The organism is Paenibacillus glycanilyticus NBRC 16618 (assembly GCF_004000805.1).
GTDB lineage: Bacteria > Bacillota > Bacilli > Paenibacillales > Paenibacillaceae > Pristimantibacillus > Pristimantibacillus glycanilyticus.
In genome coordinates this window covers 1-23,739 of record NZ_BILY01000058.1, presented here as the reverse complement: position 1 = coordinate 23,739, position 23,739 = coordinate 1, and the positions used below count along the sequence as shown (strand labels likewise).

Here is a 23,739-nt window from a genome sequence, read left to right as displayed (position 1 = left end):
GCTGGCTTAACGATGTGCCACATCGTTAAGCCAGCAAAAAAGCAGCTCAGCTGCCACCTTAACGATGCGCGACATCGTTAAGCCCTCGAAAAGGAGCCGGCATTGGCCCGTGGCCTGGCGGTCGGCTAACTGAGTAGCCGACCGAAAAAGCCCCCCTCATTCAATTGAGGGGGGCTTTTTTGCGTTTTGCCCAGCTGCAGCGCAGGGGAAAGGGGTAGAGGGAATGTGTGGAGATACATTCCCGTCACCCCCGAACCCAAGCCACCTTAGCAGCCTGCCAAACGCAAACTAGGAATCCGTCTTATTGCTTCCCTTATGGCGCCGCGGATGCTGCATATGAGCTTCCGGATCATCATCATCGTCTTTTGCAATCAGACGCGGATCGGTACGGCCCTCATGGTGATTGTCGAAGTCAAGCTCGACAAGCTCCCATTCGGTATTGCCGATCTGCGGATCGGCAGGGAATACGTCGCCGCGTTCAAGCTTCTCTACGCGGCCGATTTCATTTTTATAAACACCCGACACCTCGACATGCTCGCCTGACATCGGCTCCATTTGATTATGCTGCTGCTCTTGCTCGCTCATGGCCCACTCGTCCTTCCTTCGCTTATAATCCGTGCTTAGGTACCGCTGCTGCATCGGCTTCGGATTGCTTCCGACTAGCTTGCTCTTTGCCTTTGCCGGTACGATCGGCTAATGATTGCGCTTTGCTGGCTTCGACTTGTTTATGGGACGGCCATTCACCTGACATGCTGCCATCCTCCTTTCGGCAGTTAATCCTTTAGAAGTGTGCCACGAAAGGAGGTTATGTATGAGCTGCCCGGGCCAAGAGGAACAAATTACTGCTTAATTCACATGATAGCGGGATTCGATTTTTTTGCCGCCGAACCACATCAAGATAATGACGGCACAGGTTACGAAGATGCGCCACGGCTCCTCGCGGAAGCTGCCGATGTTGAAGCTGATCAGCGAGATGCTTAGAATCATGACCCCTTTGCCAAGCACGGTCGCAAGAACAAAGGTACGCAATGAAATTTTGCTGAAGCCCGACACAATGTTAATGATCGACGACGGGGAGAATGGGAAGCAGGCCAGCAGAAAAAGCGGCGTAAAGCCTTTTTGGTCCACCCATCGGAAGAACCGTTCGGTCTTGGGAAACCTGCGTTCGATTCTCGACTTTACGTTCTTCCCCAGCTTGCGGCTGATCAGGAATACGCAGATTGCTCCGATCGACACCCCGACCCAGGAGAGCAGAAAGCCCAGCCACAGCCCGAAAATATTCGCGTTAGCCGCAACAATGACAATCAAGGGAAGGAAAGGCAGGAACGATTCGAGAAGCGGCAGCAGAATGCCGGGCAAAATGCCAAATTGCGAGTAGCTTTCCAGCGTTCGCTGCAAATGCTCAAGGTCCAGACTTTTCATTTGGACGTACAAATTATTCATGCTCTCCATCACATGCATGGTTGTTACCTACCCCACTTAACCCCAACCGGGAAAATAGTTCGTTCTTCCTCATTTGCCGTTCATTTTAGTTGCCGGAATCAACACATACAGCAGGGCAATGAGTCCAAACAGCACGGCGCTTACCCAAATAACCGTGCGAGAGCCAAAGCTTGCAGCGAGAACTCCTCCAGCCAGAGGGCCAATCATGCCGCCGAGACCTTCAACGGTGGACAGCAGTCCCCAGCCCAAGCCTTCCTGTTTGGGAGGCACGTAAGCCGCAAGCAAAGCATTCCAGGCCGGAAGAATAGCTGCATAAGACAAACCAAGAATTACGACAATAACTAAACAATACCAAAACGGAAGCCGCCATGCCAACATATAGAGCCCGGCAGCGAAAATCGCAAAGCCGAAAATAAGAAACCACTTTTTGCCGCCAAGCTTGTCCGACAGCCGTCCCATCGGAATAAGACCGGCTGCCGCGCATACGCCCCCTGCCGTAAGCAGAAGCGAATATTGCGCGCCTGCGAGGCCAAGCTCGCGTTCCGCGAAGCTTGGAAGGACGGGAACAAGCATGCTGGCGCCTGCCGTCTGCAGAATCATGCCCGGCAGGAGCATTCGCATAGCTTTTATACGTTCCGTTAAGGCAACAAGTTGCCGTTTTAACGGAATGGCTTGAATCTGCTGCCCGCCGGCTTTTGCGCCGTTCATGAAGAAAGCAAGAAACGCCGCAAAGATCGAAAGAATAAGCAGCAGGAAGTACGTGCCGTTAACATAATAGTCGAGCAAAATATTGCATACGATAGGGCCGGCGCCTAGCCCGGTAAGCCAGACAGTGTACAGAAAGCCCATTTGGCTGGCCCTGTTATCGTCGGAGACCTTTGTCAGGCAGACGATCCAGATGGGAGACATTCCGATGCCGTACAGAGCAGCGGCCAGTATGAACAGCCAGGCTACATTGGCGAACTGAATCAGAAACACGCCGGCGAGCGAGATCAGCAGGCCTGTCCGCACGACAAACCGGATCGAGAATCGGTCGAGTAGATAGCCGATAACCATTTTAAGCAGCGTGTCGGTCAAATAATGCGCGGTAATCGCGATGCCGATGACATCCAGAGATAAACCCAGAACCCTCGTTCCGTAAATGGGGAGCAGGCTGATCAGCACCGCGCCCCGTACGAACTCCACCAGAAACAAAATCACGGAGATGAGCCGCATCTCCGCTCCGAACCTCATCCCCATATTTTTCACAGTGGTTAGGCCCCTTTACGATTTCACCCTTAACTATAGCGTTGACCAAATTTTGCATTCCAACCGCATTCCTGCAAAATATGATGGGCAATGCTGCCTGCTGCGGCATCCTCCGTCCGGAGACGCAATACAGCGATTCTGCTGCGCTCCAGCCGATCGGGGTTACGGATCAGCTCTATAATCGTTGTCACCAGTCTTTCGGGGTCATAGCTGATGGTGGCAGCTCCTTTGGATTGCAGATAACGGGCATTCTTTTTTTCTTGTCCGGGAACAGGCCTGTAGAGGAAGAGCGGAAGCCCGGCCCATATCGCTTCGGCAAGCGTAACGCCGCCCGGTTTGGACACGAGACAGGTCGCAAGAGACATCAGCTCATGAACCTGATCCACAAAGCCGAACAAATGAAGGCGGTCCGCTGAAGGATGAGAGCTGAATTGGTCGGCTATTGAAGTTCTAAGCAGGCTGTTACGCCCGCAGACAAGCGCAATCTGCGCGAGTGGATGTTGTTCAAGGAGAAGGCGGCACAGCTCATCGCAGTCCGGCATGACGCCTTGAGCGCCAGGCATAAGAAGAATGACGGGCTTCTCGGGGTGGAGTCCGTATTTTTCGAATAGCTCAAAGGAAGGAGTAAGGCTGCTCTGAAAGCCACGCCCAAGCGGTATGCCGGTAACGGATACGCGTCCGGGATGAATGCCAAGTGAGCCCAGCTCCTGCTTCAGATCGTCGGTAGCGACAAAATAACGGCCGATCCCGGGATGTACCCAGCGGCGGTGCAAATCAAAGTCGGTAATTACCGTGTAGGTAGGGATAGTAGCTCCAGGATGGATCGTCTTGCTGAGCCGGCGGCGGTGAAGGGCAGGCAGCGCGAAGAAAGGAAAGGTATGTATCACCGCGTCGGGTTGTTCTTTTTGCAGCAGCTTCTTAATCTTGTCGCGGCCGAAGGAGTGAAGGAAGCCGCCGAACAGGGAGTTATGCTTCATGGGCCGCGTTACATCATAGACCCAGCCGTACAAATGAGGGATATGCGTATAGCTTTTCAAATACACCCGTCTTGTCATCTCGTTCAGCCAAGGGTGAGACTCGGCCATCAGATCGACCATGACGGTGCGGTTATTGCCCGCCTCTTCCAGCGCGTCGCGGATCGCTTTGGCGGCCTGCAAATGGCCTTCCCCATACGAAGCATACAAAATCAGCACCTTAGGCTGATAGCCGTTATTAGCACGAACCAATTGATGCACACCTCCTGCCGCAAGTATAGCGGAACAATGTCAACGCATTGTGATCATGTTGGTTCCTTCATGTTAATTTTGTATAATGGGACATGTATCCAAAATTTAATCTGAGATTTTCCTTGTGTTGCCGCACGCGCAGCAGGGAAAACTCACAAAGTGGGAGTGAATCGGGAGATGAAGTACACTTATCTGGGCCAATCCGGCCTTCGTGTGAGCCGGCTTTGCTTGGGAACGATGAATTTTGGCGTTGATACGGACGAGAAGGAAGCCTTCCGCATTATGGATGCGGCGCTTGACGCAGGCATTAATTTTTTTGATACCGCGAATATTTACGGTTGGGGCGAGAACTCCGGCCGCACGGAAGAAATTATGGGACGCTGGTTCGCGCAAGGCGGAGGACGCCGCGAGAAAACAGTGCTCGCTACTAAAGTATACGGCGACATGCATGATCCTTATGACGGTCCGAACCGCGAAGCAGGTCTTTCCGCCTATAAAATTCGCCGCCATCTGGAAGGTTCGCTGCGCCGTCTCCAAACGGATCATATCGAGCTGTACCAGATGCATCACGTTGACCGCAACGTGAACTGGAACGAGCTGTGGGGAGCTTTCGAAACGGCTGTTCACCAAGGCAAAATCGGCTATGTAGGATCGAGCAACTTTGCAGGCTGGGATATTGCGGTGGCGCAAGGGGAAGCCAAGGCGAGAGGGGCTCTTGGTCTGGTCTCCGAACAGCATAAATACAATTTGCTTTGCCGTCTGCCCGAGCTGGAAGTGCTTCCGGCTTCGAAGGCGCTTGGTCTTGGCGTTATTCCGTGGAGCCCGCTGGACGGAGGTCTGCTGTCCGGCAGCCATCGCCACGGTGGAGCCGGCCGCAGAAGCGGCGAGAGAAACGAGCGCTTCGCGCAGGTGAAGCCGCAGTTGGACGCTTACGGGGCGTTATGCGATGAGCTGGGAGCGCCGGAGGATCTGGTATCGCTGGCATGGCTGCTCGCGAACCCTGCCGTTACGGCACCGATTATCGGGGTGCGTACGCTGGAGCAATTCGAGCGTTCGCTGCGCGCGGTTGAGCTGACGCTTGACGAGTCGACGCTGAAGCGGATCGACGAGATTTTCCCGGGTCCAGGCGGAGACGCGCCGAAAGCCTACGCTTGGTAAAAGTTCCACAAGCGGTAAGCCGTCGGCGCGCCGTATAAAGCCTATTATTGATTAGATCAAAAGATTAAAGAGGACAGGGTCTTTGTTCAGTTCGACGAACTGGAAGCCTTTCTTCTGCATCCGCCCGATAAGCGCCGCGTAGTCCTCGCGCTGCTTGAGCTCAATGCCGACAAGGGCCGGCCCATTGTCTTTATTATGCTTCTTCGTATATTCGAATCGGGTAATGTCGTCATTTGGTCCAAGGACATCATCGAGAAATTCTCGGAGCGCTCCTGCTCGCTGTGGAAAGCTAAGCATGAAATAATGCTTCAGTCCTTCATAGATGAGCGAGCGCTCTTTGATTTCCTGCATCCGGTCGACGTCGTTGTTGCCGCCGCTGATGACGCAAACGACCGTTTTGCCCGCGATTTCATCGCGCAGCATGTCGAGTGCGGCAATCGGCAAAGCGCCCGCAGGCTCCGCAACAATCGCGTTCTCGTTGTACAGATCAAGAAGGGTGGTACAGATCTTGCCCTCCGGAATGGTTCGTACGTCATCGAGAAGCTCACGGCAGATCGAGAAGGTCAGATCGCCGATCCGTTTGACGGCGGCACCGTCCACGAATTTGTCGATATGCTCAAGCGGCGTCACTTCTCCGGCATCCAAGGAGACGCGAAGCGACGGTGCGCCTTCCGGCTCCACGCCGATCACCTTCGTATGAGGGGAAACTGTTTTCACGTAAGAAGCAATGCCGGCTACCAGGCCGCCTCCACCAACCGATGCTAGCACATAGTCCGGCACCGTCTCGGCTGCTTCCATGAGCTCTTGACCAACGGTTCCGTTGCCCGCGATGATCTTTGGATCATCAAACGGATGGATGAAAGCCATGCCGGCGCGTTCGCATTCGGCTACCGCTTCGGCATACGCATCGTCGAACGTATCGCCGGTCAAGATCACTTCGACAAAGTCGCCGCCGAAGAAATTGACTTGATTCACCTTTTGACGAGGCGTCGTGCTTGGCATATAGATTTTGCCTTGTACGCCAAGCGCCTGACAGGAGTATGCCACCCCTTGGGCATGATTGCCTGCGCTTGCGCAGACAACGCCAACGGCAAGACGCTCCGGCGGCAGGGAGCGCATGAGATGGTAAGCGCCGCGGATTTTGAACGAACGGACGATCTGAAGATCCTCGCGCTTCAGGTATACGTTACAGCCATAGCGCTCGGAGAGAACGCGGTTATATTGCAGGGGCGTACGGGTAATGACATCCTTCAGATGCATTTGCGCATGAACGATATCTTCAAGTCCGATCTTGGAGGAATAGGATGATTGGAATTCCATAATATAAAAGTCACCTCGTTAATAGTCGCGATTCGACAAACACTGATGATTCATTATAGCATTATCTTTGTTGTTATGTAGGCGAAAAGGAGGTAGACAAAATGTTCCGCTGGCTGAAATGGCTGATCGTTATCGTGGTGCTGCTTGCTGCCATTGCCGCAGGCGGGGGATTGTGGCTCAAATCCTATGTTGCTCCCGACGAAAAGCTCGATTTATCTTATGATCCGGTCTCCATAAAGGATAAAGCGGTTGAGATGGTTGCGAATCTGAAGCCGGAGATCGTTCTGTCGGAATCGGATGTGAACAATCTGATCAAAAGCCAGCTGCAAAGCAGCCCCGCGTCGCTTCCTCCGGATATGACCTTGGACGGTGCGCGTTTTGAGGTGAACGGCGACAGGCTGATTGCTCATCTGAATATGACTTATCGCGATTTTTTGCCGGTAGGCATGCTTGCTACTTACAAGATGAGCTGGCAGGCGCCGAATCTGACTTTCGAGCCCTTGTCTTTGACCGTGAAGAATTATGATCTGGGGAAGGGCCGGCTTGACCGGATCGTTGTCCCGATTGAGCTTCCCAGCCTGATTGCGATAGGCAATATGGAGTTCCAGCAGGATCAAATTGTGATCAAGCTGCGGCTTCAGCTGTAAGCCTAGCCTCTGTCCGTATGACAGAGGTTTTCTTTTTGCTCCAAAGGGCTATCAATAGGGTGCGGCCATATTGAACTTGCTAGAATTTACCCATATAATTAGAAAAAACGTTACGGTAAGGGATCATATCGTGGACAAAAAAATAGTGGATGTTGCGAAGCGGGCAGGCGTATCCGCCGCTACGGTATCGCGTGTGCTGAACGAGAGCAGTCTAGTATCGGAGAAAACGAAAATAAAGGTTCTCAAAGCAATCGAGGAGATGGATTACCATCCGAATGCGGCAGCCAAGCATCTGCGTTCCCAGCGGACGATGACGCTAGGCATTATCGTTCCGGATATTAACGTCTCTTATTTCTCCGAGATTATAAAAGGAATTGAGAACAAGGCGTATGCGCATAAATATAAAGTGCTCATTTGCGACTCGGATAACCAGATCGAGAAGGAAATGGAGTACTTGGGACTCTTGCCGGACAAGACAGTGGACGGCATGATTCTCGTTACGCCGCGCGTCAGCGACGATACCATCAACGATTACGTGCAGAAGGGTTATGTCATAGGCGTCGTTGGACGGGCAGTCGTACACGAGAATATACTCAGTTGCAAGACGGATAACGTAAAGTTCTCGAATGAGGCGGTGCGGCATCTGGTTGAGCAGGGTCACCAGCAAATTGCCTACATCGGCGGTTATTCCGATTCCCTTGAGAACTATGAGCGGATGGAAGGCTACATGAAGGCTCTTAAGGAAGGGAAGATTCCGTTCCTGCCTACCTTGATAGACAATGGCGACTTCGAGGAGACCGGGGGTTATCAGGCGTTCAGCCGTCTGCTTGAGCGTAATCAATCGTTTACGGCGGTCTATTGCGCGAATGACGAAATGGCGCTTGGGGTGTACCGGGCCTGCCGGGAGAGAGGAATCCGCATTCCGGAGGACATGGCGGTCGTTGGCGTCGACAATAACCGGATTACGGAATATTTGCTGCCGTCCCTCAGCACGGTGGAGCAGCCAAAATACGAGATGGGCGCCCATCTCACCGAGAAGCTGATCGCCCAGATGAACGGAAACGAGCAAAACGCTCAGAAAAAGTACGTGATAGAGTCCAAGCTGATCAAAAGGGAATCATCCAGCTTTAAGCGCTGATAAAGGGAACCGAATAGATGGTAGGAGAACTTTGGCCGGCTGACCAGCCATCGTTCTTGAACGTGGAAGCTGCCATTTGGCAGCTTTTTTTGTTGTCTGGTCAGAGCTGTAACCTTGCGGGGACGCAGACGCCTCGTTAATGGTGGAGCACATTAACTAACTCTAGTTACTTGGTTCGTACGCGTACGTGCCAGCAGGCTGCTGGACCGAACTATATGCTGCCCAAAGTGCAGTGTATATGCTCATTTCGGGCAGCATGGGCGAAATATGCTGCTCAGAATGCAGGATAATGCGCCTAAATGGGCTCGTTGGAGCTGCTTTTATCTGATATCCTGCATTCCGTGCAGGATATATCGAGCTACCTGCTGTAATTCCACCAATATGGTGCATTTCATGCAACGTAAGCGTGCGGCGGCACTTCAACTAACTCTAGTTACTTGGTTAAATGGCGCATCAAATGCTGCCGAGCAGGCTAATTATGCTGGGCGCATGCATTTCCACGTACTGCGTGCTGTATCAGGAGTGACATGCGCTAGAATGCGTTGCGAAATGTAATCGAAACGCAAAAACCAGCGAAACTTAGGCTTATTTTCAGAAAACGAGCGGATTTCCTCTCTACTTTGTTATCGATTTCACAAAGATTTGATTTACGTCATCATCCACGAAAACAAGAGAAAGCCCATAACTACGCGGTTTATGTGGGTTTTCGAAAAAAAACCGGATAAACTTTGAAAAATGTTATTGAAATCGATTTCAGCACGTGCTAATATCGGTGTATAAAAGTCAGGCAAAAAGAAAGTGATGCAATGAACGAGAGTAAGATCATTGACGTAGCGAATCGCGCAAAAGTGTCCGTAGCCACGGTTTCAAGAGTGTTGAATCGAAGCGAGCTAGTAAGCGAGAAAACGAAGAAGCGGGTGCTCGAGGCCATCCAGGAGATGAATTACACGCCAAATGCCATGGCCAAGAACCTGCGGTCCAGGAAAACAATGAAGATTGGCGTTGTTGTCGCGGACATCGAAGTTTCTTATTTCGCGGAGATCATTAAAGGCATCGAGAATATGGCAAACTCTCTCGATTACAACGTCATTATCTGCGATGCGCAGAACAAGAAGCAGAAGGAGCTCGAATATGTTTCCCTGCTGCAGAACAGAACCGTTGACGGCATGATCTTCGTTACCCCCGAAATGACCAACAAGGAGCTTATCGCTCTGGTGGAGGATGGCTACAGTGTAGGCGTAATCGGGAGAAATATCGACCACGAACAAATTCCTTGCGCCTTCACCGATAACGTGAAGATCGCCAGGGACGTTGTGAATCATCTAATCGGGCAGGGGCATGAGAAGATCGCGTTCCTGAGCGGATACGCGGATGCCATCGACAGCTACGAACGTCTTGAGGGTTACATGAAAGCGCTTCGAGACGCAGGGATGCCCTTCGTGCCGGATCTCATCGATAACGGAGATTTCAATGAAGACGGCGGTTACCTCAGCTTTATGAGGCTGCGCGAGAAGAACGATGACTTTACCGCGATTTTTACCGCTAACGACGAGATGGCCTTAGGCGTGTACAAAGCCTGCAAGCAATTATCCATACAGGTGCCGCAGCAGCTAGCGATTGTAGGCGTCGATAATATCAGGCTTACGAAGTACATTGTGCCTCGTCTCAGCACGGTTGATCAGCCCAAATACACGATGGGGGCGCTGCTTACGGAGAAGCTGATTGACCAGATGAACAACAATGAATTCAAGGACAAACGGACCTTCAAGGTCGAGTCCAAGCTGCTGATCCGGGAATCATCCATGTTCGACAGAAATCCCGTGAAGAGCAGCCAAGCATCGCAGTAAGGCCTCTTTTTTTGCAGAGGAAAGAAATCGATTACATTTTTAATTCATTCAGCTTATTTTGAAGTCACGGAGGAATGCCGGTATGAAAGGTTTTTTCCAGGAGCTCGTACGGAATCGAATTTTGTTCCTCATGATTGCGCCTGCCTTGTTATTCTTTATTGTCTTTGCCTACGTTCCGATGGTGGGGGTCTACTACGCGTTCACCCGGTTCAGCTTTGACGGCGGGTTGTTCGGGGGAGAGTTCATCGGATTCAAGAACTTCGAATTCCTGTTCAACTCGGGGGTATTGTGGAATCTGACGAAAAATACGGTGCTCTACAACATCGCCTTCATTATTATCAGCAACGTCCTGCAGCTGGCTTGCGCGATTTTCCTAAGCGAGCTGCCGGGCAAATGGTTCAAGAAATCGACGCAGTCCATCATGTTCCTGCCGTTCTTCGTTTCGTTCGTCCTTGTAGGCGCTTTCGTATTTAACCTTTTCTCGAATGCGGGCGTTGTGAACACGATGCTGACGTCGCTTGGTTTGCAGCCTTACGACTTCTACCTGCATACGGCGCCTTGGAAATACATCATTGTCTTCTTCCATGTATGGAAAGGGCTTGGCTACGGTACGGTTATCTATCTGGCGGCGATTATGAGCGTCAGCGATGAGTACCACGAAGCAGCCAAGATCGACGGAGCAAACATCTTCAAGCGGGTTAGGCATATTACGCTTCCGCTGCTTGTGCCAACGTTTATCCTGCTGATCCTGCTCAGCCTCGGCGGCATTCTGAAAGGCCAGTTCGATCTGTTCTACCAGATCATCGGCAACAACGGCATGCTTTACAACTCGACGGACATTATCGATACGTACGTATACCGCTCGCTTGCGGTTAACTTCGATATCGGTATGGGTACGGCAGCCGGTCTTTATCAATCGCTCTTTGGCTTCGTGTTAATTATCTTGGTTAACTATATCATTCGGAAAGTGCAGAAGGACTACGCACTGTTCTAAGGAGGGAATCGACATGAAAATTAAAATGGAAAGAGCAACAATCGTTTTTAACATCATTGGTTACGTGTTGATCACCATCCTGACCGTGCTGTGCCTGCTGCCATTCCTGCTTATCGTCTCCGGCTCGTTTACGCCGGAGATCCAGATTATATCGAAAGGCTTCAGCCTTATTCCGGAGACCTTCTCCCTGGATGCTTACAAAGCCGCTTTCAGTAATCCGAAGCAAATTTTTGACGGCTACAAAGTAACGATCTTTATTACGGTTGTGGGTACGGCAGTTGGCTTGTTCCTGACTTCCATGGCGGGCTTCGTTCTGTCCCGCAAAGATTTCAAGTACCGCGATCAGCTGTCGTTCTTCATCTACTTCACGACGCTGTTCAGCGGCGGCCTGATTCCTTGGTACATCCTCATTACGAAGCACCTTGATTTGAAAGATACCTATATGGCGCTTATCGTGCCGTCGCTCCTGAGCGCATGGAACATCATCCTCATGAAAAACTTCATGAAGTCGATTCCGGATTCCATCGTTGAATCGGCCAAGATTGACGGCGCGGGCGAGTTTACGATTTATCTGAGACTGATCCTGCCGCTTTCCGGTCCCGGTCTTGCAACCATCGGCTTGTTTATGGCGCTTGGTTACTGGAACGACTGGTTCATGGCGAATCTGTTCATTACAAGCGAATCCCATTATCCGCTGCAGTTCCTGCTGTACAAGATTCTCGCAAGCGCAGCCGTCCTGAAGACAAACGTGGCAGGCAACCTGTCTCCTACGTTCCAGCCTCCGGCCGAGACGCTCAAGATGGCCGCAGCCGTTATCGCGACCGGTCCTATCGTATTCTTGTACCCGTTCGTTCAGCGCTTCTTCGTCAAAGGGCTGACGATCGGCGCCGTGAAAGGTTAGAACCGGCCTCAAGGCCGGCTAACATATAGGTTCACTAAATAAAAGGAGGAGTCATCAAGCATGAAAAGAAAGATAAAAACAATGGGCACTGTGCTCGTTTCGACGGCTATTATGGCAAGTATGCTTGCAGCCTGCGGTTCCGACAACAATAACAATTCGAACAAATCTTCGAATGCAAGCGCGAATCCGGGTACGGAAGCAAGCTCGAACACAGGCACGGATGCAAAAACTCCGGACACTTCGAAAAAGGTTCAATTGACTTGGTACCTGCTCGGCGATCCGGCTCCGGATCAGGAGAAGGTTGTTGCGGAATGGAACAAAATGCTTGAGAAAGACTTGAATACGACCGTTAAGCTGAACTTCACGACGTGGACGGACTGGCAGACCAAATATAACCTGCTGCTTGCTTCCGGCGAGAAAGTGGATATGATCTTCGCCTCCTCATGGGCGGACTTTTATAAATTCGCAAACCAAGGCGCCTTTATGCCTCTGAACGACCTCTTGCCAACATACGCTCCTACAACTTGGAGCAGCGTATCGGAGCAGGACTGGAAAGAAGCTACCGTTAACGACAAAATCTACGCGGTTCCCGCCACTTATCCGGAATACACGCCGGACGGCCTTGTGTACCGTGACGACTGGAGACAAGAGCTTGGTCTTCCAGAGATCAAGGACGTTGACTCCATCGAGGCTTACCTGGAAGGCGTGAAGAAAGCCAAAGGTATCACGCCGATTAACGGCAAAGCTTACAACGAAGTATTCACGATGTTCAAAGCATTCGAAGGCTACCAGCAAATCGGCGGCGACAGCGGCGTAATCGTAGCGAAATCGTACGACACTCCGCGCGACATCGTAGCTTATCCGTTCACTCCGGAGTTTGAGCAATGGGTGAAGAAGATGAAGACTTGGTCGGAGAAGGGCTTCTGGAAATCCGATACTCTGTCTGATCAAAAAGAAGCCGGCGACGCAATCAAAACCGGTCAAGGTGCTGTGTACTGGCGTAATGCTCCAGGCGCAGGCGGCTTCATCACGGGTATGGAAAAATCCAATCCGGATATCAAGCTTGGCTACTTCCCGTTCAGCCGTTTCCACAACCTGACTGTACCTACGCTGTCGGTTAACAATGCAATGGCTATTCCAAAGAGCGCGCCTAACGCAGAGCGTTCCCTGATGGTTCTCGACAAGCTGCGCAGCGATCCGAAGTACTATGATCTCATGAGCTACGGTCTTGAAGGCACGGACTACTCGATGGATGCAGACGGCAAGCATATCGTTACGCCTCCTGCAGGCGTAGATGCAAAAGACTTCAAAGGCTATGGTATCGCAAGCTGGGGCTACCGCGTGGAATCGATGGAACGCGTGAAGCAAGCCGGCGGCTGGGAAGGCTTCGACGCTCTGCTTGAAGAGTTCAAATCGCAAAGCAAACCAAACATCTTCGCGCAAGTTATCATGGACTATGCTCCTGTGAAATCGCAGCAAGCAGCCGTTAACTCGGTTATTCAGCAATACGGCATGCCTCTGATGATGGGTCTTGTTCCAGACGTGGATAAGGCGCTCGCGACTTACCGCAAGCAGCTGGAAGCAGCCGGCGTGAACGATGTACTGAAATACGTGCAAGAGCAAGCGAATAAATCGTTTGACGCGCAAGGAATAAAATAATAGGTTTTGCATGACCAAGGGGGATGTGTGACCTGTGCGTAAGGGATCGGCGTACGCATTCGTCCTCATCCTCCTTTTTTATTTCACTTCATTAAAGAGAGACAGGAGAGACATCATGCTGAAGACAACCTTAACGCTGGAAAAAGTAAACGGTGTAAATGTTCCGTTTCAGAACGGTATTCCGGTACCTTCCTTCGAGCCTCAGACAAGAGGCAAGATCACGCTGAACGGCGAGTGGCAGAAGCGCCGCCTGTCGATGGATCACGATTTCTCGATGGCGGACCGCAGCGAGAGCTGGCTGAAGGAGCTGGAGAGCCGGGAAGGGGATTACGTGCGCGGTACAACGTCCGAGCTGTGGCAGCCGCATACGGTTCCTTCGCCGGAGAACAAGCTGACCGGCTTGCCTGAAGCGAATGCGGCGGAAACGTATGAGGACGGTGTCTGGTACCGCAGGGCATTCACGATTGCAAGCAAAAATGAAGGTTATGCTTACACGCTCAAATCGCTTGGCATCAGCTATGTAGCGGATATTTGGATCAACGGGGAATGGGTGGGCTGCCATGAGGGCGGATTTACTCCGTTTGCCTTTGATCTAACGGCCTATTTGCGCACGGGAGACAATGAGATCCGCATCCGAGTCGATAACCCGCCATGGGGAAGCCGGAAGGATACGATTCCGGCCGTAACGGGAACGGATTTCTTCAATTATACGGGCATTATTCATGATCTCTATATTGAAATCACTCCACAGGCCGCGATCGTCCGGGCGGATATCGTTCCGATGGATGTGAGCGGCAGGCTGGACGTGAAGGTTGTGCTGCATAACCGTGGCAATGATGCGGTTCAAGTAGGGCTGGAAGGCAGTCTGCTGGAGGCAGACCCGGAAGCGCCTAACTTCCTGCAATCCCCGCTGGCTTCCTCGCTTATTGGCGTGCCTGCCGTTACGGATAAACCGATGCGCACGGAACTCGCCTTGCAGCCGGATGAAGTGAAGGTTGTGCAATTCGAAGTGACTGTACGGGATCCTAAGCTGTGGTCGGTCTGGCAGCCGTATTTGTATGTCGCAACCTTCAGGCTGACAGCGGCAGGATCCGCGACTCTGGCGCAGGACTCGTTCAGCACGCAATTCGGCATTCGGACGGTTCGGACGGATAAAACCCGAATTCTGCTCAATGAGCAATCCGTCTTTATGGCCGGCATTGCCCGTCACGAGGAATGGCCGGATACCGGACGCACGGCGGCTTGGGACCGGATTCGCACGGATCTCGAGCAGATCCGCGCTCTGAACGTGAATATGGTTAGAACCGGACATTATCCGAACCATGTGTACACGTATCTGCTGCTTGACCGGATGGGCTTTATGGCGATGAGCGAGATTCCGCTCTGGCAGTTCGAGACCGAGCATTACGAGGCGCAGGATGAGAAGCGTCTTGCCGATCAAATGTGGCGCGAGATGGTGTTCTCGCAGTATAACCGTCCGTCCGTGCTTATGTGGAGTACGCAAAACGAATCCAAGGACGTATGGCTTCGCCTCGCTTACAACGAACGTCTTGTCCGTGACTTAAGAGAGAATTACAACGATGGCCGGCTTCTGACGCAAAGCTCTGCCGCCGACCAGCCGGGTCCGCATGATCCGTCGATGGCACCGCTGGATGTAGCCGCCTGGACGATGTACTTTGGCATATTCCATGGCGGGACGTATTACGAAGGGACGCGGCAGTTCCTGGAGGAAGCAAACCGCATCTTCCCGGATAAACCCATTCTTAATACCGAGTTCGGCCATTGGTCCTCCGGCGGCATGGAAGGCGAGCAGGTCCTTACTTATGAAGAAACGCTTCGCGCCTTGATGGAGAAGGGGACCTTGAATGCGGAGGGAGAGGACAATCCGGACGGCTATGTAGCCGGCATCGACTTCTGGATTATGTACGACTGGTACGTGAACCACAACAACTGGATCGATACGTTTGGCATTATCCATATGGACCGCGGCACGGAGAAGCCGGTTGCACCGCTCATCCGCCGCGATTACGGCGCAATTACCCGTCATAAAGGCGGCATGGGCCAAAAGCTGGAGGGAGCGGCGAATGAGAAGGTTTAGCACCGTTATGCTTCCCGTCTTGCTGGTAGCCTTGCTGGTCACGGCCTGCAGCGGTGGCCATTCGGGCAGCTCAAGCTCTGCTGGCGGGCAGGTTCAGGTGTGGCTGACGACTCCCGACAAGAGCAAGCTGCTGCAGCAGGAGGAAAGCTTGAAGCTGACGAAGGCCAAGGATTCCGAAGAGAATGTCATTATGATCGATGACAGCAAGGTCTATCAGCAAATGGATGGCTTTGGCGCTTCCTTGACGGATTCCTCGGCTTGGCTGATTGCCAATAAGCTGAACGATTCGCAGCGGGAAGAGCTGATGAACAAGCTGTTCGACCATGAGAAGGGAATTGGCATCAGCTATATGCGCGTGCCGCTTGGGGCATCGGATTTCGCCGTGAAGAACTATACCTTCGACGATATGCCTTCCGGTCAAAGCGATCCGGAGCTGAATAATTTCTCGATCGATCACGATAAGGAGTACATCATTCCGACGCTTCAACAGGCGCTTAAGATCAACCCGGATCTGAAGCTGATGGGTAGCCCGTGGAGCGCTCCGGGCTGGATGAAGACAACCGATTCCGTGATCGGGGGCAGCCTGAAGCCGGATGCTTATGAGCCGTTTGCGAATTATTTTGTCAAAATGATTCAGGGCTACGAAGCGGAAGGCTTACCTTTTGACGCGATCACGCTTCAGAACGAGCCGCATTATACGCCGGAGGATTATCCGGGCATGCGGATGGAGCCGGTCGAGCAGGCCGAACTGATCAAGAACTTTGTTGGTCCTGCTTTTGAGAAGAACAACATCAAGTCCAAGATCGTCGTTTGGGATCATAACTGGGATGAGCCGTATTATCCGCTGACCATTCTGAACGATCCGGATGCCTCGAAATACGTAGACGGAACAGCTTTCCACGGCTATGCCGGCGAGGTTGGCAATCAGGCGCAGGTGCATGACGCGCATCCGGACAAAAATCTCTATTTCACCGAAAGCAGCGGCGGGGCTTGGTCAACGGACTTCGGCGGCAACCTGAAATGGGATATGGAGAACCTGATCATCGGCGCAACCCGCAACTGGTCGAAGGTAGTCTTGAAATGGAATCTTGCGCTCGACGAGAATTATGGGCCAACAATCGGCGGCTGCAAGGATTGCATGGGCATCGTAACGATTAATCAGGGCTCCGGCGATGTGACGTTTAATTCGGAATACTATTCGTTCGGCCATGCGAGTAAATTCGTGAAATCCGGTGCATACCGGATTGAATCCGGCGAGTCGGTAAGCGGGGAGATCGAGCAGGTCGCCTTCAAAAATCCGGACGGCAGCATCGTACTGGTTGCGCTCAATGCGGCAAGCGAAGACAAAGAATTGAAAGTTAAGCTCGGCGGCAAATCGTTTGCTTACACGATGCCGGCAGGCGCGGTAGCTACGTTTGTATGGCCGGGAACGGCTAATAGCAAATAACAATACAAAGTGGGATAGAGGAGGAGACGCAAGTGTCTGCAATACTCAAAACGGCAGTATCGACAAAAGAAGTTGAAGCGTGGCTCAGCTCGGAATTGACCCCGGGGAACACCCGCTGGTTTGAAGGGCCAACGAACCCGGCCTATGCGTTAAGCGGCCAGCCGAAGCTGGCATTAACCGCTCCTTCCGTCTCGGATCAAACGACGATTCTAGTTACGCCTGCACATACGTACCAACAGATGCTGGGTATCGGGACTTCGGTGGAAGAGACAACGATCAACAATCTATTGAAGATGGAAGCTGCTTCGCAGGCGAGCTTTATTCAGCAGCTGGCGGACAAGGAGCAGGGTCTGGGCTTTAATCTGTTCCGGATTACAATCGGGACCTCGGATTTCACCGCGCAGCCGTTCTATACGTATAACGATCTTCCCGAGGGAGAGACCGATTTCGAGCTGAAGCATTTCAGCGTGCAGAAGGATATCGATCTGTCGATCTTCGAAACGGTACAGAGACTGCTAAAGGCCGTGCCGGATGCAAAAATTTTCGCTTCGCCTTGGAGCCCGCCGGCCTGGATGAAGACTAACGGCGATCTGAAGCGGGGAAGCCTGAAGGAAGGCGCCGAGTACACGGAAGCGCTGGCGAGATATTACCGCCTGGCTATTCAGGCATACGGGGAGCATGGCATTCCGGTCTGCGCGATGACGCTGCAAAACGAGCCGCTGCTCGAAACCGACTATCCAAGCTGCTACATGTCGCCTGAACGTCAGCGCGAGCTGGCGATTGCCCTGAAGCGCGAGTTCGAGGAGCATGGTCTGGCAACGGAGCTATGGATCTTTGATCATAACTTTGCGGATGCGATGGGTTATGTCACGCCTATACTGAATGATTCGGAAGGCTATGCGGCGGTTGACGGCATCGCGCTCCATGACTATGACGGTTCGCCGGAAGCGATGAGCGAGATTCATGCGGCTTATCCAGAGAAGCCGATTTATCTGACGGAGCGTTCCCTGTGGGGAACGGCCGGCGCAGACCGGATGGCGCAATATTTCCGCAACTATGCGTGCAGCTATAACGCTTGGGTAACGATGCTCGACAGCAAGATCGGCACGCATCAATGGCTGGGGCAGCCCGGCCCAACGATGCTTGTGCAGGATGCGCATGAGCCAAGCCGGTTCTGGCGTACGCCGGAGTTTAACCTGCTTGCGCAATATTCCCGCTTTGTCGAGCGCGGCGCTTACCGGATCGGCAGCACTTGCGGGTCGCCGGAGACGGTAACCAATGTGGCGTTCCGCAATCCGGACGGCAAGCTTGTTATGGTCGTTATCAATCAGACGGAAGTGGAACAGCCGTTCCGCGTGCTTTGCGACGGCAAGCAGTTCGTTGCGACGCTTCCCGCCGGAACCGTCGGCACGTACCGCTGGTAGGAATATAGAAGAGGCTGTCTCCCATTCATGGAGACAGCCTTTTTTCTTATCTTATTTTCGGGGTACTTGTGCCAGAGCGTTCGACGCCCGCCGGCTGCAACCGGCGGGCGTTTTTATGTGATGGGGGAGGCGGGCTGCGTTGCACGTTTTACAGCATAATCGGCCCTAAACGCCTGTTTGTCCGTTTATGCTGCACGATCTGCAGGATATTTCGCTTAGATAGGCTCATTCCGATGCCAAAAAGGGATATTTACTGCATTTCGTGCAACGTAGAACGCAGAATCGGCTTAAAGGAGTGCAATATACTGCATAATGTGCAAGGTAGTGACAAGCCGGTCTGACAAGTTGAACGGAAAATTTGTCAGCAAGACTAATATTTTGGCGGGAGCAGGCATACCTTGTAACATTACGCACAACATTTGCGAGCGAGAGCAGTCATGTCGGTATGGCATGGCTGCTACTGGTGTCGAATTTCACGCCGCTGACCATGCAATCCAAAGCTTTAGAAGAAGGCGAAGGATTAAGGACTTAGGTACGGTTGACAGTGCTATTGAGAATGGTTATCATGTATGTAACGAAACTGATAATCATTATCATTAATAGGATGGGCAGTAGTTGCATACGCACCACCGGGCAAAGGTCCGGGCTTCGCGCAAAGGGAGGTTCTAACGTTGGGTTTATTGTACGAAATGGTCTTGAAGAAGAGAAAGCAAATACATCCAGTCCGTCAGACGGAAAGCGAAGAACGGGAATCAAAGCCGTGGCAGGTCGAGTCCATCATCATTCATAAGGCAGATGAACGGAAAGAACACAACAAGTAAGCCTGCGCGGGCAGGCCTTACATAGCATTGGAGCTGAAAAATGTGAAGGAAAGTCGGTTTAATCAGAATGGTCAGCCGGGGGATACGGCGGATCAGATCAGTCACGAAGGCAAGCCGTGGAACTGGATGCTGTTCCCTTTTTCGTCGGTGCGGGTTAGCCAAGATTCGATCATAGCCGCGTCGGTCGGTTACGGCGTATACGAGATTGACGAGTCCGGAGAGTGGACGAAGCTGGCGGCGGGGCTGCCGCCTCAGGCAAGCGTGAACCGGCTTCAGCTGCAGAGCGGTATTTTGCATGCTTGCACGAGCGAAGGGTTATTCCTGTACGAGGACGAGGAGTGGGTGGACACGGGACTTGCTGTCCCATGCTCCCAATACCGCATCCTGGGCGGAACCGGCTATGCGGCGACCGAATACGGGCTGTGGTCGGAAGTGCGAGGCGAATGGCAAAAGTTTGCCTGCCCGGGCAAAAAGGTATTCGACTTCATGAACCTTCCCCAATATCTCGTTGTTGGCCATGAGAGCGGAATTGCGCTGTATGACCGGTTTATGGACGAATGGGCCGAGTTCGAGCTGAACCGGGCAGTCACAAGCCTTTCGGTATTCCGGGGGCATCTGATTGGAGCAAGCGAGAAGGGAGAGCTGCTGGTCGGGGATAAAAGGGGCCTGTTCGATCGGGTCCGCTTCAGCGGCAAGTTTATTTTCTCCGTTGTATCGATTGGCATTGATACCTACTTGTGCACGGATCATGGTCTGTTCCGGCTCAGCATGATTCAGAACCGGTTCGCGCTTTTGTCCGTAAAGCTTGGCTTTCCGGTAACGGACGTAGAGCTGCGGGATGGCAGATTGTACATGGCGACCTTATTTCAAGGCATTCAATATTTAGATATCTAAGCGGGCTGATGTTCCTTCTAAGGAGAGCAGCTGCATTTTTCGCACATTATTCAGGAGGTCTTCATGAAGGTCATTGTGGCGTATGCAAGTTTGACGGGAAATACGGAGGAGATGGCGGAAGCCATTGCCGCCGGCGCAAGGGAAGCAGGCGCGGAGGTTGTCGTAAGGGATGCATATGATGCGGATGCTTCCGAGCTGGACCAGTATGAGGGCATTGCGATTGGCGCCTATACTTGGGGAGACGGTGAGCTGCCCGATGAATTCATAGATTTTTACGAAGCGTTAAGCAATCTAGATTTAAGCGGACGCAAGGCCGTTGTATTTGGCTCCGGGGATTCTTCGTACCCGATCTTCTGCGGGGCGGTGGATACGATTGAAGCGAAGCTGAGGGAGATTGGCGCGGAGCTGGTGCTGCCTGGCCTGAAGGTTGAATTCGATCCGTCCAAGGATCAGATGATCGAGTGCAAGGCGGCAGGCTGGCTGATTGCCGGATCAGTGCCTGCCGTTAAATAGAGCGATGAAGTTCCGGGGAGGTGGCCGGCTGTGGAAGCTGCGGCAAAGGGGACGGTAATTGAGGATTATAAGCTGGAGGAGCTCCTGAGATGTCCGTACCGGTATGCCAAGCGGCAGGGAGCTGCTCCATCGGCTAAGGCGGAGGTCAATTGGGTGCAGCTTGCCCAGGTGGCCGTCAGCCAAGTGGTGAACGCTTTTTTTATGACGCCCGAGGGAGAACGGTCTCATTTCTCTATCCCTGACACGCTCGATCGTTGGTGGACCAACAAGTTAGCGAAATTCGAGTCTCCGGAGCATTATTGGTTGATCAGGCAGCGATTAATTGACGGCCTGCATTCCTTATTAGCAAGCGAACAATCCACTACTCCGATCATTCTGTTCGAGCAGCATCGGGTTTTTGTGCCGGAGCTCCGGGTGGAGCTGATGCAAATTTTTCAGGCGGTGCTTAAAAGCGATAACGGTCATCCATCCGATTACATCGTGCGCAAATACCTCGTTGACGAGGAAGAAGAGATCATCGCTTTGTTCCAGCATCTGACGGCGGTTTTTTGCTCAAGCGCCTTCGGGCGGCTGCCGTATCGGATTGAAGTGCTGTCGGTCTTAAGCGGCAATCGGCTTATCGTGTATCCCGATAAGAAGTCGCTTGAAAAGTCGCTGGATTATATGAAGCTGGCGGTAAGCTTTATGCCGGAAGCATCTTCTGCGGCAGGGCGGCTGCGCAACTCGAAAGGGTCCGCGGAATGCCGCCGCTGCCCGTTTCTCGGAGAATGCCTGAGCCCGGTTGAGGAATCGGCCGAAGCTATTATGATGTAACCGGAAAGCCCTATTCTTCTATTAGAAGAATAGGGCTTTTTTTTCATAGACGGGATCTGTCGAAGTTTGTAGACAAATGCCTATGATTTCGGTAACATGGCAATAGCTTTTATGAAGTTTTTGCATACATACACACCATTGAGACAACAAGGAGAGGTTTATTGTGTCGGAGGAATTGCTGCTGACCTTTCGGTCGCCGCCGCTGCCGTTTTTCATAGAATCGAATCGGAGAACCTATCAAGCGGGGGAAGAGCATCCGAACCGGACGAATCTGGGCGTATTCGATCTGCTGTTCGTTCAGCAGGGGGCGCTCTATATCGCGGAGGAGGGCAACCGTTGGACCCTTCAAGCCGGGGATGTGCTTATTTTGCGGCCGGATCGTTGGCATCACTCTTTTAAGCCTTGCCAAGAGGAGACCGTTTTTGACTGGGTGCATTTCCAGACGGTTGGAGCTTGGGAGGAAACGGAGGCAAGCCAAGGCTCGCTGCGCGGGGATTATTACACGTATGCCATTCGCCTGCCGAAAAAAATGCATTTATCGTTCCCGGACGAAGCGAAGCTTCTGTTCTCCCAGCTGCATGAAGCGGCGCAAAGCTCCTCGCATGGCGCCTTCTGGGAACGCCAGCAGCGTTTTCTCCATTTGCTGCAGATGCTTGACGAGGGCTGGCGCTCGGATGCGGCGAAGGCCGGGGTATCGGTTGCGGAACGCGCTGCCGCTTATTTGAAAATGAATTACCGCAGCGTCATTACGAATACGATGCTGAGCGAAGCGCTTCAGCTGCATACGAACTACATTACCCGCTGCATGACCGAGGTGTTCGGCTGCACGCCGCAGCAATATTTGCTGTATTACCGTCTCGACCAGGCGAAGCTGCTGCTGATCAAGACGGACTGGCCGATCGCGAGAGTGGCGGAGGAGACGGGATTCCGTCAGACGCCGCATTTTTCCAGGCTTTTTGCCGCGCAGACCGGCATGCCGCCGCTTAAATTCCGCAAACGATTCACGAATTAATGGAAAGGAACGCATAATCATCCTGCGCTTTTGAGAATACTTGGTGAGAAAACCTCTATAGAGGCTTCTCGAAGATGAGCGACCTCGTTTATGGGTAGGTTTTATCGCCAAATCGAATGCCAGTTTTTCAACTGACATTATGTCTATTGTGGTTAAAAAGCGCTGGGGGTTATTGCACATGATTGAACGTTATTCCATTACCGCGGATGTTGGAGATATGATTGAGGCTTTTAAGGTGGAGCAGTTGATTAACTGCTACACGAACCGGTTTAATGTAGCGCCGACGCAGACGGTGTCCATCGTGATGAACGATCGCTGGGGACTCCGGACGATGCATGACGCCAGATGGGGACTGTTCCCGTTCTGGGCAAAAGATTCCGTTAACGCGGACAGCTCGATGCTGTCGAACAAGCCTTTTCTCGAGCGGATGCTGCGCAAGCAGCGCTGCGTTGTGCCTTGCAGCGGATTTTTCGGCTGGCAGAAGGGACAGAAGGAGAAGGATTCGCGGGCGATGCATATCGTGGTGCCGAACCGCAGAGTGTTCGGGATTGCCGGCTTCTTCGACGTATGGCGGAATTACAGCGGGCAAGAGGTGCGCGCTTTTACGATGATAACCGCTCCCGCCACCGGGACGATGTCGCAATGGCAGCCTAACGTGCCGGTCATTATGGACGAAGAGGGGATGGAGGATTGGCTGAATCCCCGCATCTCGGACTTCCGCTCGCTGCGCAAGCATCTGGAGCCGATGGACAGCTACCGCATGAGAGCTTATCCGGTCACCAACGCGGTGAACGACGAAGCTTACGAATCTCCGGACTGCGTCCGGGAGATCCGCCCGGATTTTGCTTTGAAATGATTGAAAGGGACTAACCCCGCAAGCTCTGCTTGCGGGGTTAGTCTTTTTTTGGGCGGCCGGCGGTGCTCGCCGGGCGACTGGGTAAGGGCGGGTAGACTGGGCTAGCAAGCGCAGCCCGGTCAGAAAAAGCAGGTCGAGGGGGCGGGAGCCCCGAAAAGTTCGGGAGCCCCGAAAAGTTCGGGTGCCTGGGAGCCAGGTAAGCTCCGGGAGCCTAGAACCCCGGAACCCCGGAACCCCGGAACCCCGGAACCCCGGAACCCCGGAACCCCGGAACCCCGGA

At 52.7% G+C, this 23,739-nt stretch carries 22 protein-coding genes; 16 read left to right on the top strand and 6 right to left on the bottom strand.

The features are described from left to right. Positions 1 to 288: 288 nt before the first annotated feature. The 5 genes from PGL01S_RS28850 to PGL01S_RS28835 form a co-directional block, all read right to left on the bottom strand. Positions 289 to 585 carry a transposase gene (locus PGL01S_RS28850; protein ID WP_127498878.1) on the bottom strand — a complete coding sequence of 99 codons (297 nt, stop codon included), beginning with the start codon at positions 583 to 585 and terminating at the stop codon, positions 289 to 291. A 22-nt stretch (positions 586 to 607) separates the two neighbouring features. Continuing rightward, on the bottom strand, positions 608 to 751 hold the full coding sequence (locus tag PGL01S_RS31010; protein WP_164775623.1) for a hypothetical protein: 144 nt from the start codon (positions 749 to 751) through the stop codon (positions 608 to 610). Positions 752 to 846: 95 nt separating this feature from the next. Continuing rightward, positions 847 to 1,443 (bottom strand): TVP38/TMEM64 family protein, encoded by a 597-nt coding sequence (locus PGL01S_RS28845; RefSeq protein ID WP_244935801.1) that lies wholly within the window; start codon positions 1,441 to 1,443, stop codon positions 847 to 849. A gap of 69 nt (positions 1,444 to 1,512) precedes the next feature. Then, positions 1,513 to 2,682, bottom strand: a complete 1,170-nt coding sequence (locus PGL01S_RS28840) for an MFS transporter (RefSeq protein WP_164775624.1) — start codon at positions 2,680 to 2,682, stop codon at positions 1,513 to 1,515. A 38-nt stretch (positions 2,683 to 2,720) separates the two neighbouring features. Next, a complete protein-coding gene (locus PGL01S_RS28835) occupies positions 2,721 to 3,917 on the bottom strand; it encodes a diglucosyl diacylglycerol synthase (protein ID WP_164775622.1) in 1,197 nt (398 codons plus the stop codon). Between the two features lie 177 nt (positions 3,918 to 4,094). Here PGL01S_RS28835 and PGL01S_RS28830 point away from each other — a divergent pair, with 177 nt between their 5' ends. After that, a complete protein-coding gene (locus PGL01S_RS28830; RefSeq protein ID WP_127498870.1) occupies positions 4,095 to 5,075 on the top strand; it encodes an aldo/keto reductase in 981 nt (326 codons plus the stop codon). Positions 5,076 to 5,126: 51 nt separating this feature from the next. On the opposite strand, the gene ilvA is transcribed toward PGL01S_RS28830, so the two are convergent. Continuing rightward, positions 5,127 to 6,395: a threonine ammonia-lyase IlvA gene (gene ilvA / locus PGL01S_RS28825; protein ID WP_127498868.1), complete on the bottom strand. Its 1,269-nt coding sequence runs from the start codon at positions 6,393 to 6,395 to the stop codon at positions 5,127 to 5,129. A gap of 101 nt (positions 6,396 to 6,496) precedes the next feature. Here ilvA and PGL01S_RS28820 point away from each other — a divergent pair, with 101 nt between their 5' ends. The 15 genes from PGL01S_RS28820 to PGL01S_RS28755 all read left to right on the top strand — a co-directional run bounded on the left by PGL01S_RS28820 (position 6,497) and on the right by PGL01S_RS28755 (position 23,459). Then, entirely contained in the window at positions 6,497 to 7,042 is a 546-nt protein-coding gene (locus PGL01S_RS28820; RefSeq protein WP_127498866.1) for a hypothetical protein, read from the top strand. Positions 7,043 to 7,172: 130 nt separating this feature from the next. Then, positions 7,173 to 8,180, top strand: coding sequence for a LacI family DNA-binding transcriptional regulator (locus tag PGL01S_RS28815; RefSeq protein WP_127498863.1), 1,008 nt, complete (start codon positions 7,173 to 7,175; stop codon positions 8,178 to 8,180). An 806-nt stretch (positions 8,181 to 8,986) separates the two neighbouring features. After that, entirely contained in the window at positions 8,987 to 10,027 is a 1,041-nt protein-coding gene (locus PGL01S_RS28810; protein ID WP_127498861.1) for a LacI family DNA-binding transcriptional regulator, read from the top strand. Between the two features lie 82 nt (positions 10,028 to 10,109). Beyond that, on the top strand, positions 10,110 to 11,021 hold the full coding sequence (locus tag PGL01S_RS28805; RefSeq protein ID WP_012772474.1) for an ABC transporter permease: 912 nt from the start codon (positions 10,110 to 10,112) through the stop codon (positions 11,019 to 11,021). Positions 11,022 to 11,034: 13 nt separating this feature from the next. Then, positions 11,035 to 11,922, top strand: a complete 888-nt coding sequence (locus PGL01S_RS28800) for a carbohydrate ABC transporter permease (RefSeq protein ID WP_127498859.1) — start codon at positions 11,035 to 11,037, stop codon at positions 11,920 to 11,922. Positions 11,923 to 11,982: 60 nt separating this feature from the next. Beyond that, on the top strand, positions 11,983 to 13,581 hold the full coding sequence (locus PGL01S_RS28795) for an extracellular solute-binding protein (protein WP_127498857.1): 1,599 nt from the start codon (positions 11,983 to 11,985) through the stop codon (positions 13,579 to 13,581). Between the two features lie 115 nt (positions 13,582 to 13,696). Continuing rightward, complete coding sequence (locus PGL01S_RS28790) at positions 13,697 to 15,679, top strand: glycoside hydrolase family 2 TIM barrel-domain containing protein (protein ID WP_127498855.1); 1,983 nt, start codon at positions 13,697 to 13,699, stop codon at positions 15,677 to 15,679. Continuing rightward, complete coding sequence (locus tag PGL01S_RS28785) at positions 15,666 to 17,126, top strand: glycoside hydrolase family 30 protein (RefSeq protein ID WP_127498852.1); 1,461 nt, start codon at positions 15,666 to 15,668, stop codon at positions 17,124 to 17,126. The genes PGL01S_RS28790 and PGL01S_RS28785 overlap by 14 nt, the downstream gene beginning before the upstream one ends. 32 nt (positions 17,127 to 17,158) lie before the next feature. Further along, complete coding sequence (locus tag PGL01S_RS28780; RefSeq protein WP_127498849.1) at positions 17,159 to 18,550, top strand: glycoside hydrolase family 30 protein; 1,392 nt, start codon at positions 17,159 to 17,161, stop codon at positions 18,548 to 18,550. A 671-nt stretch (positions 18,551 to 19,221) separates the two neighbouring features. After that, positions 19,222 to 19,371: a hypothetical protein gene (locus PGL01S_RS31005; protein WP_164775621.1), complete on the top strand. Its 150-nt coding sequence runs from the start codon at positions 19,222 to 19,224 to the stop codon at positions 19,369 to 19,371. Between the two features lie 42 nt (positions 19,372 to 19,413). Next, complete coding sequence (locus PGL01S_RS28775; RefSeq protein WP_127498847.1) at positions 19,414 to 20,265, top strand: hypothetical protein; 852 nt, start codon at positions 19,414 to 19,416, stop codon at positions 20,263 to 20,265. 63 nt (positions 20,266 to 20,328) lie between these two features. Further along, positions 20,329 to 20,778, top strand: a complete 450-nt coding sequence (locus PGL01S_RS28770; RefSeq protein ID WP_127498845.1) for a flavodoxin — start codon at positions 20,329 to 20,331, stop codon at positions 20,776 to 20,778. Positions 20,779 to 20,808: 30 nt separating this feature from the next. Continuing rightward, positions 20,809 to 21,591 (top strand): hypothetical protein, encoded by a 783-nt coding sequence (locus PGL01S_RS28765; RefSeq protein WP_127498843.1) that lies wholly within the window; start codon positions 20,809 to 20,811, stop codon positions 21,589 to 21,591. A gap of 163 nt (positions 21,592 to 21,754) precedes the next feature. Then, positions 21,755 to 22,603: a helix-turn-helix transcriptional regulator gene (locus tag PGL01S_RS28760; RefSeq protein ID WP_127498841.1), complete on the top strand. Its 849-nt coding sequence runs from the start codon at positions 21,755 to 21,757 to the stop codon at positions 22,601 to 22,603. 178 nt (positions 22,604 to 22,781) lie between these two features. Continuing rightward, positions 22,782 to 23,459 (top strand): SOS response-associated peptidase, encoded by a 678-nt coding sequence (locus PGL01S_RS28755; protein ID WP_127498839.1) that lies wholly within the window; start codon positions 22,782 to 22,784, stop codon positions 23,457 to 23,459. The last annotated feature ends 280 nt before the right edge of the window (positions 23,460 to 23,739 follow it).

Coding starts and splice junctions, on each gene's coding strand:
- PGL01S_RS28850 (WP_127498878.1), bottom strand. CDS start 585: ATGAGCGAGCAAGAGCAGCAGCATAATCAAATGGAGCCGATGTCAGGC.
- PGL01S_RS31010 (WP_164775623.1), bottom strand. CDS start 751: ATGTCAGGTGAATGGCCGTCCCATAAACAAGTCGAAGCCAGCAAAGCG.
- PGL01S_RS28845 (WP_244935801.1), bottom strand. CDS start 1,443: ATGAATAATTTGTACGTCCAAATGAAAAGTCTGGACCTTGAGCATTTG.
- PGL01S_RS28840 (WP_164775624.1), bottom strand. CDS start 2,682: ATGGGGATGAGGTTCGGAGCGGAGATGCGGCTCATCTCCGTGATTTTG.
- PGL01S_RS28830 (WP_127498870.1), top strand. CDS start 4,095: ATGAAGTACACTTATCTGGGCCAATCCGGCCTTCGTGTGAGCCGGCTT.
- ilvA (WP_127498868.1), bottom strand. CDS start 6,395: ATGGAATTCCAATCATCCTATTCCTCCAAGATCGGACTTGAAGATATC.
- PGL01S_RS28820 (WP_127498866.1), top strand. CDS start 6,497: ATGTTCCGCTGGCTGAAATGGCTGATCGTTATCGTGGTGCTGCTTGCT.
- PGL01S_RS28810 (WP_127498861.1), top strand. CDS start 8,987: ATGAACGAGAGTAAGATCATTGACGTAGCGAATCGCGCAAAAGTGTCC.
- PGL01S_RS28805 (WP_012772474.1), top strand. CDS start 10,110: ATGAAAGGTTTTTTCCAGGAGCTCGTACGGAATCGAATTTTGTTCCTC.
- PGL01S_RS28800 (WP_127498859.1), top strand. CDS start 11,035: ATGAAAATTAAAATGGAAAGAGCAACAATCGTTTTTAACATCATTGGT.
- PGL01S_RS28795 (WP_127498857.1), top strand. CDS start 11,983: ATGAAAAGAAAGATAAAAACAATGGGCACTGTGCTCGTTTCGACGGCT.
- PGL01S_RS28790 (WP_127498855.1), top strand. CDS start 13,697: ATGCTGAAGACAACCTTAACGCTGGAAAAAGTAAACGGTGTAAATGTT.
- PGL01S_RS28785 (WP_127498852.1), top strand. CDS start 15,666: ATGAGAAGGTTTAGCACCGTTATGCTTCCCGTCTTGCTGGTAGCCTTG.
- PGL01S_RS28770 (WP_127498845.1), top strand. CDS start 20,329: ATGAAGGTCATTGTGGCGTATGCAAGTTTGACGGGAAATACGGAGGAG.
- PGL01S_RS28755 (WP_127498839.1), top strand. CDS start 22,782: ATGATTGAACGTTATTCCATTACCGCGGATGTTGGAGATATGATTGAG.